Genomic DNA, 15818 nt, shown 5'->3' with positions numbered 1-15818 from the left:
CGCGGTCACGCTGGAGGAGTTCACAGCCAAGCTCGAGACGCCGCGCACCGCCTGGGTGATGCTCCCTGCGGGACAGATCACGGAAGCGACGATCGAGACGCTGGCGGGGCTGATGCAGGCGGACGATGTCATCATCGACGGCGGCAATGCGTTCTGGCAGGACGACGTGCGGCGCGGCAAGGCGCTGAAGGCGCGCGGCCTCCATTATCTCGACGTCGGCACCTCAGGCGGCGTCTGGGGCCTCGAGCGCGGCTACTGCATGATGATCGGCGGCGAGGAGGCGGTGGTCGACCGCCTCGATCCGATCTTCGCGGCGCTCTCGCCCGGCCGCGGCGACATTCCGCGCACCGAAGCGCGCGAGGGGCGCGATCCCCGCGTTGAGCAAGGTTACATCCATGCCGGCCCCGTTGGCGCAGGGCATTTCGTCAAGATGATCCACAATGGCATCGAGTATGGCCTGATGCAGGCCTATGCCGAAGGTTTTGACATCCTGAAGCATGCGAATAGCGACACCCTGCCGGCTGACCATCGCTTCGACTTCGACCTTGCCGATATCGCCGAGGTGTGGCGGCGCGGCAGCGTGATCCCGTCCTGGCTGCTCGACCTGACCGCCTCGGCGCTGGCCAAACAACCAACGCTCGAAACCTATTCCGGCTTTGTCGAGGATTCCGGCGAGGGCCGCTGGACCGTCAATGCCGCGATCGACGAGGCGGTGCCGGCCGAAGTGCTGACCGCCGCGCTGTTTGCGCGTTTCCGCTCGCGCCAGGACCACACGTTTGCCGAAAAAATTCTCTCCGCGATGCGCGAGGGTTTTGGCGGCCACAAGGAACCGCCGCATGATGCGGCAGCCAGCACCAGGAAGGCCTGAGGTCGATGCCGGACGGTCAGCCAGCACAACGCAAGCCGGAGCCTTGTGCCTTCGTCATCTTCGGCGCCACCGGCGACCTTACGCACCGCCTGGTCATCCCCTCGCTCTATAATCTCGCCGCAAACGGCCTCCTGCCGGAGCCGTTCTGCGTGGTCGGCGTGGCCCGCCGGCCGATGCAAAGCAGCGCGCTGCGCGACAGCCTGATGAAGGGCTTGCGTGAGTTCGCGACCCGCCGCGTGGACGATCGCATCGCCGAGCGGCTGTTCTCCTGCGTTACTTCCGTCGCAGCCGATCCCGCTGAGCCGGACTCGTTCGATCAGCTCAAGCAGCAGCTGGAGAAGCTCGAAGCCGCGCGGGCCACCGGCGGCAACCGCCTGTTCTATCTCGCCACGCCGCCCAATGCGTTTGCGCCGACCGCGCGCGAGCTCGGCCGCACCGGCCTCGTCAAGGAAGATGGCGGTGCGTGGCGCCGGCTGGTGATCGAAAAGCCGTTCGGGACCGACCTTGCATCCGCGAAAGCGCTGAACGCCAAGCTGCTGCAGATTCTGGACGAGCACCAGATCTACCGGATCGACCATTATCTCGGCAAGGAGACGGTGCAGAACATTTTGGTGCTGCGCTTTGCCAACGGCATGTTCGAGCCGATCTGGAACCGGCATCACATCGATCACGTGCAGATCATGGTGGACGAGAATCTCGGCGTCGGCCATCGCGGCAACTTCTACGACCAGACCGGCGCGCTGCGCGACATGGTGCCGAACCATCTGTTTCAGCTCATGTCGCTGGTCGCGATGGAGCCGCCGGCGCGGTTCGACGCCCACACCGTGCGGACGGAAAAGGCCGAAGTGCTCGCGGCAATCCAGGTCCCGAGCGAGACCGAGGCGCTGAAGAACTCCGTGCGCGGCCAGTATATCGCCGGCGGGGTCAATGGCAGCGAGATCGTCGACTACCGCCGGATCAACGATGTCGGGCCGGACAGCTTCACGGAAACCTTTGCCGCGCTAAAACTGACCATCGACAATTGGCGCTGGGCCGGCGTTCCCTTCTATTTGCGGACCGGCAAGGCGCTCGGGCGCAAGCGCACCGAGGTGGCGATCAAGTTCCGCCAGGCGCCGCTGTCGATGTTTGCCTGTACGCCGGTAGAGAAGCTCGCGGAAAACTATCTCGTCGTCGGCATCGCGCCCACCGAGGGCATCGAGCTGCAGTTCAACACAAAAGTCCCCGGCCCGGCCGTGATGGCCAGCGGGGTCGAGATGAAGTTTCGCTACAAGGACTACTTCAAGGCTGAGCCCTCGACCGGCTATGAGACGCTGATCTATGACTGCATGATCGGCGACAATATCCTGTTCCAGCGCGCCGACGGCGTCGAAGCCGGCTGGCGGGCGGTGCAGCCCTTCCTCGATGCCTGGAAAAAGGCCGGCGCCGATGGCCTCCAGTTCTATCCGGCGGGCAGCGAGGGACCCGAAGGGGCGTTCGACCTGATGAAACGAGATGGCCGCAAATGGCGGACGCCTGAGCCATGACGCCCTGCGCGCTGATCGTGATGGGCGTGTCAGGTTCGGGCAAGAGCACGATCGGGCAAGCATTGGCCCAGCGCCTCGGCTGGCGGTTCGAGGACGGCGACAAATTCCATCCCGCAAGCAATGTCGCCAAGATGCACGCGGGCATCCCCTTGACCGATGACGATCGCTGGCCGTGGCTTAAAGCCATTGCGGACGAGATCGACCGCGGCTGCGAGGCGAGCTCACCCGCTGTCATCGCCTGCTCCGCGCTCAAGCGCGCGTATCGCGAGGTCCTCGTCCACGCGCGACATGACGTCCGAATCGTCTATCTCAGGGGCGACCAACCCTTGATCGCGCACCGGCTCGCGCTGCGGAAACACCATTTCATGCCGCCCGAACTCCTGGCCAGCCAGTTCCAGACCCTTGAGCCGCCCGGCGACGACGAAGGTGCCGTAGCCGTGTCGATCGATGCGCCGATCGACGGCATCGTGGACGAGATCGTGCGTCAATTGCAGTCTGCGCCTGCCGACAGGGCCTCTCCAAACGGAAATCCCGCATGACCCGCATCGCGCTCGTCATCTCCGATGTCGACGGCACACTTCTGACCAAGGACAAGACCCTCACCGACGCGGCAAAGCGCGCGGCGGGCCGGCTCCGCGAGGCCGGCATCGGTTTCACCATCACCTCGAGCCGCCCGACCATCGGCATGCGCTTCCTGATCGAGCCTCTGGCGATCGCCTTGCCGATCGGCGCGTTCAACGGCAGCGCGATCGTCGATCCGCAGATGAATCCGATCGAGCAGCATTTGATTCCGGTCACCGCCGCCGAGCGCAGCATCGACCTGCTGGACCGGTTCGGCGTCGACATCTGGCTGTTCACGCACGACACCTGGTTCACGCGCAATGGCCATGGCGAATATGTGCCGCACGAGGTGCGGGCGATCCGGACCGAGCCGACCATCCTGGACGACTTCGCGCCGCATGTGGCGCGGGCCTGCAAGATCGTCGGCGCCAGTTCGGATTTCGAGCTGCTGAAACGTTGCGAGGCCGAATTGCGGCACGTTCTGGGGGCGCAGGCCACCGCCGTGCGCTCGCAGAACTACTATCTCGATATCACCCCCCCGGGCTGCGACAAGGGCACCTTCGTCGCCGCGATGGCGCGGCGGCTTGGCATTTCCACCGATGCGGTCGCCACGATCGGGGACATGGAAAACGACGTCGCGATGTTCGCGATGAGCGGCCTGTCGATCGCGATGGGCAACGCCCATGACGGGATCAAGGCACAGGCCAAGCTGGTCACGGCCTCGAACGAGGCGGACGGATTTGCCAAGGCCATCGACATGATCCTGCAGCACAACGCGGCGGGTTAGTGAGCGGCCGCAGCATCGGCAGTCGGCTTCCTCTCCCCGCTTGCGGGGCCGCGCGAGCAAAGCTCGCGCTGTGAGGGTTGGGGTGAGGGGGAGTCTCAAGTGAGTGAGCTTGTTTTGAGCCCCCTCACCCGGATCGCATCTGAAGATGCGATCCGATCTCTCCCCGCAAGCGGGGAGAGGTGAATAGCCTCGCTCTGGGCAAGTCCCTTTCTGTTCTTTCCGAAGCTGATTTATTGGCGAAACGGCTGGGATTGATGCATTCTCCCGACATGCAGTCTCCCGCAACCATACGCTTCCGGCCCATGCACTGGATGTTCCGTCCATCGATCAGGCGAAAGATCGTCGGCATCGCCGTCGGGCTGATCGTGCTGATGGTGCTCACCTCAGCTATCTCGGCATTCATGGCGGGCACGGTCGGCCACCTCCTCGACGAACTCAACGATAAATACTTCCCGGCTTACGACCATTTGGCGCGAGCCAACATCAAGTCGCTCGAGCGCGCAATCGCGATCCGCCGGATGATGATCGCGAAAATGCAGGACCCGCCCGATGAGGCGGGTTATGCCGCACGCCTGAAGGCCTACCAGGACGCGGACGCCGACGTCGATCAGGAAGCGCAAGCGGCGCGCAAGCTCATCAATTCCATCATCGACGACGTGACGACGCCATCCGACAACGCCGCGCTGGCGAGAATCGATGACCGGATCGAGAACGCCACCCAGGAAACCCGCAAGCAGTTGGGCGAGGAATCTCAACTGTTGCTTCGCCGGCTGGACGCAAAGGATTATGCCGCAGCCAGGTCGTCGATGGAGCGCGTGGATGCGCTGCGTGACGAGTTTACCCAGAAGATCGACGCGATCCGCGCCGACATGCTCAAGCAGGTCTATGCCTCGAGCTCCGTCGTGATCCGCAATCAGCGCCAGGCCATGCTGATCTCGATCATCGTGACCGCGCTCGCCGCGACGTTCGGCTTGGGCTTCGCCCTGATCGTGTCGAGCGGAATCACCCGGCCGGTGCGGCAGCTTCTGGAAGGCACGCGTCATATCGAAGCGGGCAACCTCGACCGGCCGATCAGCGTCTCGACCGGGGACGAGATCGGCCAGCTGTCGCTCGCCTTCAACCGGATGGTCGAGCGGCTGCGGCGCAACGAGCGCATCAGGGAAACGTTTGGCCGTTATTTCGATCCGAAAATCGTCGAGGGCATGATCGACAATCCAGCCTTGTCCGCAACCCAAGGACAACGCTGCGTGATGACGGTGTTGTTCTGCGACCTCAGGGGATTTTCCGCACTCAGCGAGGGCGTCACGCCGCAGGGCCTGGTCAAGATCATCAATCATTACCTGACCACGATGTCCTCGCCGATCCGGGTTCATCGGGGCATCCTCGACAAATATATCGGCGACGCCATCATGGCCTATTGGGGCCCGCCCTTCGTCGAGCCTGGCGAACAGGCCGAGCTCGCCTGTCGCGCCGCGGCCGACATGATCGATGCGGTCGCAACCCTGCGCAGGGACCTGCCCGAGCTGCTCGACGTCCGTTCGATCCCGATGGAATGCGACGTCCGGATCGGGGTCGCCACCGGCGACGTCCTGGCCGGCAGCATCGGGTCGGAATTCATGATGAGCTACACGGTGATGGGCGATGCAGTGAATCTCGCGTCGCGACTGGAGGCCGCGAACAAGGAGTACGGCACCCGCTCGCTGGTCTCGGCAAGTGCGATCACCGCGGCAGGCACCGCCGTCGAGGTGCGCGAGATCGATCGCCTGATCGTGTTCGGCCAGACCCATCCGCAGGCCGTGTTCGAAATTCTGGGACGACCGGGCGCGCTGACGCCGGCACAGATGGCGCTGCGCGAGCGCTATGCCCAGGGGTTGGCGGCCTATCGGTCGCAGCGCTGGGAGGATGCGCGCAAGGCTTTCGAAGCTGCGCTCGAGGTCGCAGCAGACGATGGCCCATCGCTCACGCTGCTCAAGCGCATCGGCGGCTTCGAACGCAAGCCTCCGCCCGCCGACTGGGACGGCGCATGGGCGATGGAGCACAAGTAGCGGTCACGCGTTGTGGTCGAGCAAGTTGTCGCCGCGTGCGAGGTGTGCTCCCCCTCCCCGCTTGCGGGGAAAGGTGAAATAGCGTGCGTGGCAAGACTGATCAGCGCAAAACTCATCGAACGCTATGTCGAGCGCTGCACCGCCGGCTTCTCGCTCGCCCGCTTGGCGTCGCTCAGATTGTGCGCCGTATTGATCAGCGCGATATGCGTCAGCGCCTGAGGAAAATTTCCGGTCTGGCGCCGCGCGCCGGGATCGTACTCCTCCGCGACCAGGCCGAGTTCATTGGCGATGGCGACCACGCGGTCGAACAGCGCCTGCGCTTTTTCGGTATCTCCGCCCAGCACATAGGCGTCGGCGAGCCAGAGGCTGCAGGCCAGAAACGCGCCCTCGATCGGCGGGACCTCCCTGGTCACCTCGCGCGGATCATGGCGCAGCACGAAACCGTCGCGCATCAGGTGCTGCTCGATCGCCGCAACAGTGCCGCGCATGCGAGGGTCGCGGGCCGGCAGGAAGCCGACGGCCGGCAACAGCAGCACGCTGGCGTCGAGCACCTTCGAGCCATAGGACTCGACGAAAGCGTTCTGCGCGGGATCAAAGCCCTTCTCGCAGACATCGCGATGGATGGTGTCGCACAACACCTGCCAGCGCTCGCGTGGCGCCTTGAAGCCGAACATGTCGGCGCTCTTTAGCGCGCGGTCGAATGCCACCCAGGCCATGACCTTGGAGAACACGTAGTGCCTTCCCGCGCCCCGCCTTTCCCAGATGCCGTGATCCGCCTCCTGCCAGACTTCGGCCAGGTGATCGAGCACCGTGCATTCGAGGTCCCAGGTCCCATCATCGAGCTTCAGCTTGGTCATTCGTGACTGGTGGAACACGTCGAGCAGCTCGCCATAGACGTCGAGTTGCACCTGCGCGTGTGCGGCGTTGCCGACCCGGACCGGCTTTGCGCCTTCGTAGCCAGGGAGCCAGTTTGCTTCCCATTCGAGCAGGCGACGCTGCCCCATGATGCCGTACATGATCTGCATGTTCGCGGGCGATCCCGCGACCGACCGCAACAGCCAGTTGTGCCAGGCCGAGGCCTCCTCGGTGTAGCCCGAGTTCATCAGGGCAAGCAGCGTGAAGGTGGCGTCGCGCAGCCAGCAGAAGCGATAATCCCAGTTGCGCGCGCCGCCGAGCTTTTCCGGCAGTGACGTCGTTGGAGCCGCGACGATGCCGCCGGTCGGCGCATAGGTCAGCGCCTTCAGGGTAATCAGCGAGCGCATCACCAGGTCGCGATACTCGCCCTCGTAATTGCAACGGCTGCTCCAGTCCGTCCAGAACTGCACGGTCTCCTCGAGCGCACGCTCGGGATTGATCGGCGTCGGCACCGGCAGATGCGACGGGCCGTAGGTCAACACGAACGGGATGGTCTCGCCGGCACCGACCTCGAACGCGGCGACCGTGGTCATGTTTTCCCCCCGGGTCTCGATAGGGGTGCGCAGCACCGTCATGTCCTGCCCGCAGATCGCGAGCAGTGCGCAGCGATCTTCGGTTTTCTTGACCCAGGGGACATCGCAGCCGAAGCCGAATCGGATCACGAGTTCCATCCGCATCGCCACCCGTCCTTCCACGCCGCGCACCAGGCGAACGACGTCGGAAGCCTCGCCGCGCGGCGGCATGAAGTCGATCAATGCGACCGTGCCTTCAGCGGACTCGAAGCGGGTTTCCAGGATCAGCGTGTCGTCCCAATAGCGGCGCGAAACCCTGGCGGTTTCGTCCGTCGGGGCAATCAGCCAGCGGCCATTCCGGCTGCTGCCGAGGATCGCGGCAAAACAGGCCTCGGAGTCGAAAGCCGGCCAGCACAGCCAGTCGACCGACCCGTCACGCCCGACCAGGGCCGCGGTCTCGCAGTCGCCGATCAGGCCATAATCTTCGATCCGTAACGGCATGCTCTTGCCCCCTTGCTGGGACAGGTCGCGATCATCCCTCGGCTCGCGCGGCCGTCGCAGCCCGCAACGCGGCGACATCGACGGCGGAGCCGATGTTCTCGCGCGCGACCGGCAGACGCTGCCGCCAGTTCGGGTGTTCGTCGACGGTGCCGGGAATGTTGGGCTGGTCGATCACGCCAAGCAAGTCCTCCAGCGAGACCGCAAGCAGACGCGATGGCGTGCGCGCGAGGAAGCCGACGACCGAATAGAGATCGTGCTGGTCGATGCCGTGATGGCGCAAAACCTCGTCCAGCATGCCAAGCGCACGCCAGCGCGCCTCGTCGCTTTCGCCGGGATCGATGCCGAGCGAGCGCTTCAGCTTCAGATCGGCGAAGGAGCGCCAGCCGGCATAGGTCGACAGGTCGTGGGTGTTGAAGGTGATCAGCGCGTTGGATGCATAGTGGTCGAGGCCGAAAAACCGGCCATCGTCGTCGCGCTCGAACATCATCACCTTGTAGGACCAGATGTTCCAATCGGCCATGTCATCGCGAAAGCCCGGCGGCACGGTGCCGAGATCCTCGCCGATGACGACGCAATCATGCGCCACACTCTCCTGCGCGATGACCGCCAGAAGCGCCTCCTGGGGCATCTGCACATAGGCGCCCTTCCGGGCCGGGAAGCCGTGGGGAATGAGATAGAGCCGCTTCAAGCCCAGCACGTGGTCGAGACGGATCGCGCCGGCGTAACGCATCGACGCCTGCAGCATGTCGCGGAACGGTTTGAACGCGCGGAGTTCGAGACCGGCGGCATTGAAGCCGGCAAGGCCCCAGTTCTGGCCCAGCGTGTTCAGCGGATCCGGCGGCGCGCCGACGGCGAGCAAGCGCGAGATCGCCGCCTGCTCGTTCCAGGCATCAAAACCGTCGGACTGCACGCCGACGGCCACGTCGAGGTAAAGACCGACCTTCATGCCGAGCCGGTCCGCGAGCGCCTTGCACGACCGCAACTGGCGGTCGGCCGTCCACTGCACATATTCGACGAACTCGATCTGGTTCGCCTCCGGCCCCGCGCGCAAGCGATCGCACGCCGCCTGGTCGAGCCGCCGCCACTCTTCCGGCCACTCCCACCAGGGCGTGTTGAAGCGGTGCCGCAGCACCTCGAAACAGGCAAAGCGCTGCAGCAGTGTCCCGCTCTCGATGCGAAAATGAGCGAAATCCCGCTGACGCGCCGGGTCGCGCTCGGCACGGAACACCTCGAATGCTGCGCGCAGCGCACGCCATTTGAGCGCGGCGACGCCGGCATAATCCACCACCGTGCCGCTCCTCAGCCGCGCGAGATCATCCGTGGCCGGACCTGGCCGGTACTCGGCGATCTGCTCGACATCGATGTAGAGCGGGTTCAGAAACAGCCGGCTGTTGGGCGCATAGGGACTGCAATCGGTCGGGCGGTCGTCGAACAATGCGTGCAACGGATTGAGGCCGACGCCCTCGGCACCGAGCTCGCCTGCGAACTCGATCAGCGCCGCAAGGTCGGTGAAATCGCCGATGCCCCAATTGCGCGCCGAGCGAACGCCGTAGAGCTGCACCGCCAGCAGCCAGCCGCGGTCGAAGTCGCCGCCGAAGGCACGCGCCGGCGCGACCAGCAGCGGCACCTCTTCATCGACGGAGGTTGCGTCCGTGAATTTCAGACGATAGGACCCGACCGGAAGATCCTGCGGCCAGACGATGATGTTCTGGTCCGACTCGCCCCGGGCAGCGACCTTGGGACCGCTGCTGATCTCCCAGCGCAACGGCAGCCTGACCGCTTCGCTCAGCCGCGTGCGGGTCGCACGACCCGACCGGATGACGACAGGGCCTTCGACAAACCGGTAAGGAATCCTGACGGGAAAGGCATCGACGATGATTTTCAGCGCGATTTCGTCGGTCACGTGACGGTGACCCTGGCCGTCGAAGAATTCGGTGAGGATTCCGAGATCGCGGGCTTGGGCGGAAAGATTCATTCGGCACACGGTTTGCAGGTAACGGCGTCAGGATGCCGCCAGATTCCTGAGGTTGCGTCGGGCGATAGCCATACCTAACTCTCTGATGGCAGCGCCGGTTCCCGGCGGGAACCAATCGCAACCAAACGGCATTGTAGAGAGTTCTGCAATCTCTGTCTTCGCGCTCGTGATCCTCCAGCATTCGCGTCTCGTTGAGCCGGGCACCGAATGTTGGACCATCCGCTCCACGCGCGAAGCGGGGGGCATTCTTTTTTCTAAGTGATGGCACTATCGTGAATGATATGGCTGAAACCGTCGCGCGCGCAGCCGCCGCCAGCGTCGCCTTGCCCCGTGATCCCCGGCCCGCGAAAGCAGGTTCCGGCAACATTATCGATGGCGCCTTGCGTTGCGGATTGCGAGGTGCATCATGAACCTGATGTCCTCGATCGACGCCAAAGACCTGCCGGTCGCCGCCCTCGACAGGGACGAGCTCTGGTACAAGGACGCCATTATCTACCAGCTTCACGTCAAGGCGTTCGCTGACAGCAACAATGACGGCATCGGCGATTTCGCCGGCCTGACCGAGAAGCTCGACTATTTGCAGGAACTCGGCGTCACGGCGTTGTGGCTCTTGCCGTTCTATCCCTCGCCCGGCCGCGACGACGGCTATGACATTTCCGACTACGGCACCATCAATCCCGATTTCGGGACCATGAAGGACTTCCTGCGCTTCATCCAGGAGGCGAAGAAGCGCGGCTTGCGCGTCATCACCGAGCTCGTGATCAACCACACCTCCGACCAGCACGACTGGTTCAAGCGCGCCAGGCGGAGCGCCAAGAACTCGAACATGCGCGGCTGGTATGTCTGGAGCGATACCGACCAGAAATACCAGGGCACGCGGATCATCTTCACGGATACGGAGAAATCCAACTGGACCTGGGATCACGAAGCCGGCCAGTTCTACTGGCACCGCTTCTTCTCGCACCAGCCGGACCTGAATTTCGACAATCCGCGCGTCGTCAGCGCCCTCATCAAGGTGATGAAGCGCTGGCTCGACACCGGGGTCGACGGCTTCCGGCTCGATGCGATCCCTTATCTCTGCGAGCGCGACGGCACCAACAACGAGAACCTGCCCGAGACCCACGCCATCATCAAAAAGCTGCGCGTTGAGCTCGACAGCTACGCCAAGGGCAAGGTCCTGCTGGCCGAGGCCAATCAATGGCCGGAAGACGTGCAGTATTATTTCGGCGACAGCGACGAATGCCACATGGCCTACCACTTCCCGCTGATGCCGCGCATCTACATGGCGATCGCCCAGGAAGACCGCTTTCCGATCACCGACATCCTGCGCCAGACGCCGGATATACCGTCGACCTGCCAGTGGGCGCTGTTCCTGCGCAACCATGACGAGCTGACGCTCGAGATGGTCACCGACGTCGAGCGCGACTATCTGTGGTCGACCTATGCCCATGATCCGCGCGCCCGCATCAATCTCGGCATCCGCCGGCGGCTTGCGCCGCTGATGGACAACGACCGGCGCAAGATCGAGCTGATGAACTCGCTGCTGCTGTCGTTCCCGGGGACGCCGATCATCTATTACGGCGACGAGATCGGCATGGGCGACAACATCTATCTCGGCGACCGCAACGGCGTGCGCACGCCGATGCAATGGACCCCGGACCGCAACGGCGGATTCTCCCGCGCCGACCCTGCGCGGCTCTACGCGCCGATGATCATGGACCCGGTCTATGGCTATGAGGCCGTCAACGTCGAGGCGCAGTCGCGCAGCCTGTCGTCGCTGTTGAACGCCACCAAGCGGCTGATCGCGGTGCGCAAGTCGACGCTGGCGTTCGGCCGCGGCAGCATGACCTTCATCCGCCCCGTCAATCGCGCGGTGTTGGCTTATGTCAGGCAGCTTGGCGACGAGGTCATTCTTTGCGTCGCCAACCTGTCGCGATCGGCGCAGGCGACCGAACTCGATCTGTCGGCCTTCAAGGATCGCGTTCCCCTGGAAATGCTGGGCCGCACGCATTTCCCCGCGATCGGCGAACGCCCCTACATGATCACGCTCGCGCCGTATGGCTTCTACTGGTTCCAGCTGCAGGAGCACGCCAATTCGGAATTCGTCACGCGATCCGTGGTGCCCGAATTCGAAACTCTCGTCGTGCCCGTGGGCGCGACCTGGGTGTCGCTCGCCCGCACGCGCGGGGTATTCGAGCGCGACGTCATGCCAGGACATCTGGCGCGAAGCCGCTGGTACCCCGAACACGATCCTTCACAGATTCGTCCGACGCTCACCTCGGCGATCCCGTTCTGCGACATCGGCGACAACCGGCCGTGGCTCACCTTCTTCGAGCCGAAGCAGAACGAGGGGAGCGTGCGCTACACGATGCCCTTGCAGATCGAATGGGTCCGGTTCGATCGCGAGCGATTCAATCCCCATGCGCTCGCCGCGGTGCGCCAGGGTGCGCGCGAAGGAACGCTGCTGGATGTCGCTTTTGACCCGATCTTCCACGGCCTTCTGCTTCGCAACCTTCGCCAGTCGCTGACCATCGAAGAAAATGGCATGGGCCTCGAATTCCGGCCGACAAGCAGATTTTCGCCAAGACCGATCAAACAGCCGGAACGAGTGACCGTGGTCGATGTCGGTCCACTGAGCAGCATGGCCCTGCTCGACGACAATTACTGCGTCAAGCTCTACCGAAAGCTCGAGCCGGGCATCAATCCGGAGATGGAGATCGGCCGGTTCCTGACCGAGGTCGTCGGCTTCGCCAACACGCCTGCCATGCTCGGCGGCGTCGAACTCGCCGATGGCGAGACCAGATCCGCGGTCGCCATCGTTCACGCCTTCGTTGGAAATCAGGGCGATGCCTGGACGGTGGCGGCGGCCCATCTCGACCGTTTTGTCGAGGAACAGCGGCTGTTGACGACGCGCGGAATTCCCGGCGAGAGCGATGAGCGCTTGCCCCTCTTGCGTCACATGTCGCAGATCGGAAGGCGGACTGCCGAAATGCATCTCGCCTTTGCGACCGCGAGCGGCTTGACCGACTTTGTGCCGGAGCCGATCCGGCCCTCCGAAGTGAAGCGCTGGACCGATAAGATCGCTATGCGCGCCGAGCGCGTTTTCGAGAATTTGAGGCAGCGTCGGGATTCCTTCAGCGAGGCCGATCGCCCGCTGGTCGATCGGATGCTGACGCAGCAGGCGGTTCTGTGTGAACGCCTCGAAGCTCTCCTGCCGCAGCATCCCGACAGCCTGAACATCCGGCATCACGGTGACTTCAATCTCGCCCGCTCGCTGATCGTGAAGGACGATATCTTCATTACCGGTTTCAAGGGCGACCTTCGTTTGGGAATCGAGGAAAGGCGGCGCAAGGCGCCGGCGGCGCGCGACGTCGCCAGCTTGATCAGATCGATCGAACATTCGGCAAATGCCGCGCTCGAGCGCGCACTCAACTTTGCACCTGATGAACACGGCAGGCTTGCCGCGGCACTCGCCGAATGGGTCAACCGCGCCAGCGAGGCCTTCCTTGCCACCTATCGCGAATTCATGACAAACTTGTCTCTCTGGCCGGAGGATCATGCGGCCGCGGCACGGATGCTCGACTTCTTCCTGCTCGAAAAGATTTTTGACGAGCTCGAATCCGATTTGGCGCAGCGGCCCGAGCGGGTACGAACCTCATTGGCGGGAGCGCTTCGTATCTTGTCATCGCGTATCTACGAGGCCACATGAGCGAGCTTTCCGCCGAGGCCTATGCCATCCTGGAAGGCCGCCACTCCGATCCGTTTCACTATCTCGGACCGCATCAAGAGGGCGGCAAGACCGTCGTGCGCGCATTCCTGCCGGAGGCCTCCAGAGTCGACGCCGTGGTCGACGATGGCGAAGCGGCGGCGCTGACGCGCATTCATGAGGACGGATTGTTTGCAGGCGTGCTGCCGAACCACTCAAAATCCTATCAGTTGCGCGCGCGCTTCGGCGACACCGTCGTCGATCTCGATGACCCCTACCGCTTCCCCCCGGTGCTGACGGACTACGATCTGTATCTGCTCGGCGAGGGCAACCATCTGCGACTTTACGACAAGCTGGGGGCACACCCGCTGGTGCTGGAAGGCGTCGAAGGGGTGGCGTTCGTCGTGCTGGCGCCAAATGCGCAGAGAGTGAGCGTCGTCGGCGATTTCAACTACTGGAATCCGAGGCGGCATCCGATGCGCGTGCGCGGCCTCGGTTATTGGGAGCTGTTCATTCCCCATGCGATCCCCGGCGATCGCTACAAGTTCGATATCGTCAGCCGGCAGGGCCAGCACTTGCCGTTGAAATCGGACCCGCTGGCCTTCGCCACCGAAATGCGCCCGAGCACCGCATCGATCGTATTCGACGAAGAGCATCTGCCGCGGTCCTGCCCCGCTCCGCCGCACGTCAACGCGCGTGACGCCCCGATTTCGATCTATGAGGTGCACCTGGGCTCATGGCGGCGAAAGGGCAACAACGAATGGCTGACCTACCGCGAGCTCGCCGAGCAGCTGCCGCGTTACGCCCGCGATCTCGGCTTCACCCATGTCGAATTTCTCCCCGTGAGCGAACACCCCTTCGATGGCTCCTGGGGCTACCAGCCGACCGGCCTGTTCGCGCCGACCAGCCGCTTCGGTCCACCACAGGATTTTGCCGCCCTCGTCGATGCCTGTCATCGCGAAGGGCTCGGCGTCGTGCTTGACTGGGTGCCCGGGCATTTTCCCGACGACCCGCATGGCCTCGGCAATTTCGACGGCACCGCGCTCTACGAGCATGCCAACCCGCTGCAGGGCCGGCATCTCGACTGGGGCACGCTGATCTACAACTTCGGCCGCACGGAGATCGTCAATTTCCTGGTCTCGAACGCGCTGTTCTGGCTGGAGCGTTACGGCATCGACGGCTTGCGCGTCGACGCGGTGGCCTCCATGCTCTATCTCGACTACAGCCGGCCCGCCGGCGAATGGGTGCCGAACCGGTTCGGCGGCCGGGAAAATCTCGACGCCATCGCATTCCTGCGCCGCTTCAATACCGAGGTGTTCGCCCGTTTTCCGGAAGCAACGACCGCGGCGGAAGAATCGACCGCCTGGCCGCAGGTGTCGCAGCCAATCGAACATGGGGGGCTCGGCTTCGGCTACAAGTGGAACATGGGATGGATGCACGATACGCTGCAATATATCGGCAAGGATCCGATCCACCGCCAGTATCACCACGGCGACATCCTGTTCGGCCTGCATTACGCGTTCTCGGAAAATTTCATCCTGCCGCTCTCCCATGACGAGGTCGTTCACGGCAAGCGATCGATCCTGGGGCGGATGCCCGGCGACGACTGGCAGCGATTTGCGAATTTGCGCGCCTACTACGGCTTCATGTTCGGTCATCCCGGCAAGAAGCTGATGTTCATGGGCTGCGAATTTGCGCAAGCGCGCGAATGGAATCACGATCATTCGCTCGACTGGGATCTGCTCGAACAGCAAAGCCACGCCGGCGTCCAATCCCTGATCCGCGACCTCAACGGCGTCTATCGCAGATATCCCGCGCTGCATGAACTGGATTGTGATCATTCCGGTTTTGAATGGCTCGTGACCGACGACGCCGGCAACAACGTGTTCGCCTGGATGCGCAAAGGCAGGAATTGGCGGGCGCGCTGCCTCGTCGTGGTGAATTTTTCACCCAACGTGTATTACGACTATCGCATCGGCGTGCCATTTTCCGGTGCGTGGCGCGAGGTTTTCAATTCGGATTCCGCCCATTATGGCGGCAGCAACGTCGGCAATATCGGCGAAGTCCGCACCGTCGACGCCGCGCGGCCGGAACTCAAGCTCAGCATCCCACCTCTTGCCACCATCTTTCTCGTACCCGAAGGCTAGTGCCGCCGATTTGAAGTTCCTGCATCATCCGCGGCAAACTCCGACAGGCACTTCAAATCGAAAAGCGGCACTAGTGGTCCGATTCTAACATTCGCATCCCATCTCGGCAGGCACCGTTGCGAATGTTAGAATCAAAGGACCACTAGCAATTATAAGATTTTAGTGGAGTCTTGGATTTGACATTCGCATTACGAAGTTGCGGCTGGACGGTCGCGAATGTCAAATCCACTCCACCGGCATCATAGACCTGCCAGTACCCTTTGCTTTCCGAAGTTCGT

The 15818-nt window shown here is 63.4% G+C and carries 9 protein-coding genes; 7 read left to right on the top strand and 2 right to left on the bottom strand.

Annotation, left to right across the window (positions count from 1 at the left end):
- The 5 genes from gnd to VNX23_RS06635 all read left to right on the top strand — a co-directional run.
- Nucleotides 1-868: phosphogluconate dehydrogenase (NAD(+)-dependent, decarboxylating) (gnd, locus tag VNX23_RS06655; protein WP_325628385.1), on the top strand; the 868-nt coding region annotated here is incomplete at its 5' end.
- A 5-nt stretch (nt 869-873) separates the two neighbouring features.
- Nucleotides 874-2391 carry a glucose-6-phosphate dehydrogenase gene (gene zwf, locus VNX23_RS06650; RefSeq protein WP_325628384.1) on the top strand — a complete coding sequence of 506 codons (1518 nt, stop codon included), beginning with the start codon at nt 874-876 and terminating at the stop codon, nt 2389-2391.
- Nucleotides 2388-2930: a gluconokinase gene (locus VNX23_RS06645; protein ID WP_325628383.1), complete on the top strand. Its 543-nt coding sequence runs from the start codon at nt 2388-2390 to the stop codon at nt 2928-2930. Before zwf ends, VNX23_RS06645 begins: the two co-directional genes overlap by 4 nt.
- Entirely contained in the window at nt 2927-3739 is an 813-nt protein-coding gene (locus VNX23_RS06640; RefSeq protein ID WP_325628382.1) for an HAD family hydrolase, read from the top strand. Before VNX23_RS06645 ends, VNX23_RS06640 begins: the two co-directional genes overlap by 4 nt.
- A 311-nt stretch (nt 3740-4050) precedes the next feature.
- On the top strand, nt 4051-5784 hold the full coding sequence (locus tag VNX23_RS06635) for an adenylate/guanylate cyclase domain-containing protein (RefSeq protein WP_325628388.1): 1734 nt from the start codon (nt 4051-4053) through the stop codon (nt 5782-5784).
- A 122-nt stretch (nt 5785-5906) separates the two neighbouring features.
- Here the strand turns inward: VNX23_RS06635 and VNX23_RS06630 are convergent, their stop codons facing one another.
- Entirely contained in the window at nt 5907-7712 is a 1806-nt protein-coding gene (locus tag VNX23_RS06630) for a glycoside hydrolase family 15 protein (RefSeq protein ID WP_325628381.1), read from the bottom strand.
- Between the two features lie 31 nt (nt 7713-7743).
- Nucleotides 7744-9687: a 4-alpha-glucanotransferase gene (gene malQ / locus VNX23_RS06625; protein ID WP_325628380.1), complete on the bottom strand. Its 1944-nt coding sequence runs from the start codon at nt 9685-9687 to the stop codon at nt 7744-7746.
- Nucleotides 9688-10093: 406 nt separating this feature from the next.
- On the opposite strand from malQ, the gene treS reads away from it, so the two are divergent.
- Both treS and glgB read left to right on the top strand, forming a co-directional pair.
- A complete protein-coding gene (gene treS / locus VNX23_RS06620; RefSeq protein ID WP_325628379.1) occupies nt 10094-13396 on the top strand; it encodes a maltose alpha-D-glucosyltransferase in 3303 nt (1100 codons plus the stop codon).
- Nucleotides 13393-15540: a 1,4-alpha-glucan branching protein GlgB gene (gene glgB / locus VNX23_RS06615; RefSeq protein ID WP_325628378.1), complete on the top strand. Its 2148-nt coding sequence runs from the start codon at nt 13393-13395 to the stop codon at nt 15538-15540. The genes treS and glgB overlap by 4 nt, the downstream gene beginning before the upstream one ends.
- Nucleotides 15541-15818 lie beyond the last annotated feature (278 nt).

The sequence above is a fragment of the Bradyrhizobium sp. genome (assembly GCF_035570375.1).
GTDB lineage: Bacteria > Pseudomonadota > Alphaproteobacteria > Rhizobiales > Xanthobacteraceae > Bradyrhizobium.
The sequence above is the reverse complement of the archived record's forward strand: the minus strand, read 5'-3'. Positions and strand labels throughout refer to the sequence as shown.

Bases quoted from the DNA above. Each gene is read 5' to 3' on its own strand.
- malQ (WP_325628380.1), bottom strand. From the start codon at position 9,687: ATGAATCTTTCCGCCCAAGCCCGCGATCTCGGAATCCTCACCGAATTC.
- glgB (WP_325628378.1), top strand. From the start codon at position 13,393: ATGAGCGAGCTTTCCGCCGAGGCCTATGCCATCCTGGAAGGCCGCCAC.
- treS (WP_325628379.1), top strand. From the start codon at position 10,094: ATGAACCTGATGTCCTCGATCGACGCCAAAGACCTGCCGGTCGCCGCC.
- VNX23_RS06635 (WP_325628388.1), top strand. From the start codon at position 4,051: ATGTTCCGTCCATCGATCAGGCGAAAGATCGTCGGCATCGCCGTCGGG.
- zwf (WP_325628384.1), top strand. From the start codon at position 874: ATGCCGGACGGTCAGCCAGCACAACGCAAGCCGGAGCCTTGTGCCTTC.
- VNX23_RS06645 (WP_325628383.1), top strand. From the start codon at position 2,388: ATGACGCCCTGCGCGCTGATCGTGATGGGCGTGTCAGGTTCGGGCAAG.
- VNX23_RS06640 (WP_325628382.1), top strand. From the start codon at position 2,927: ATGACCCGCATCGCGCTCGTCATCTCCGATGTCGACGGCACACTTCTG.
- VNX23_RS06630 (WP_325628381.1), bottom strand. From the start codon at position 7,712: ATGCCGTTACGGATCGAAGATTATGGCCTGATCGGCGACTGCGAGACC.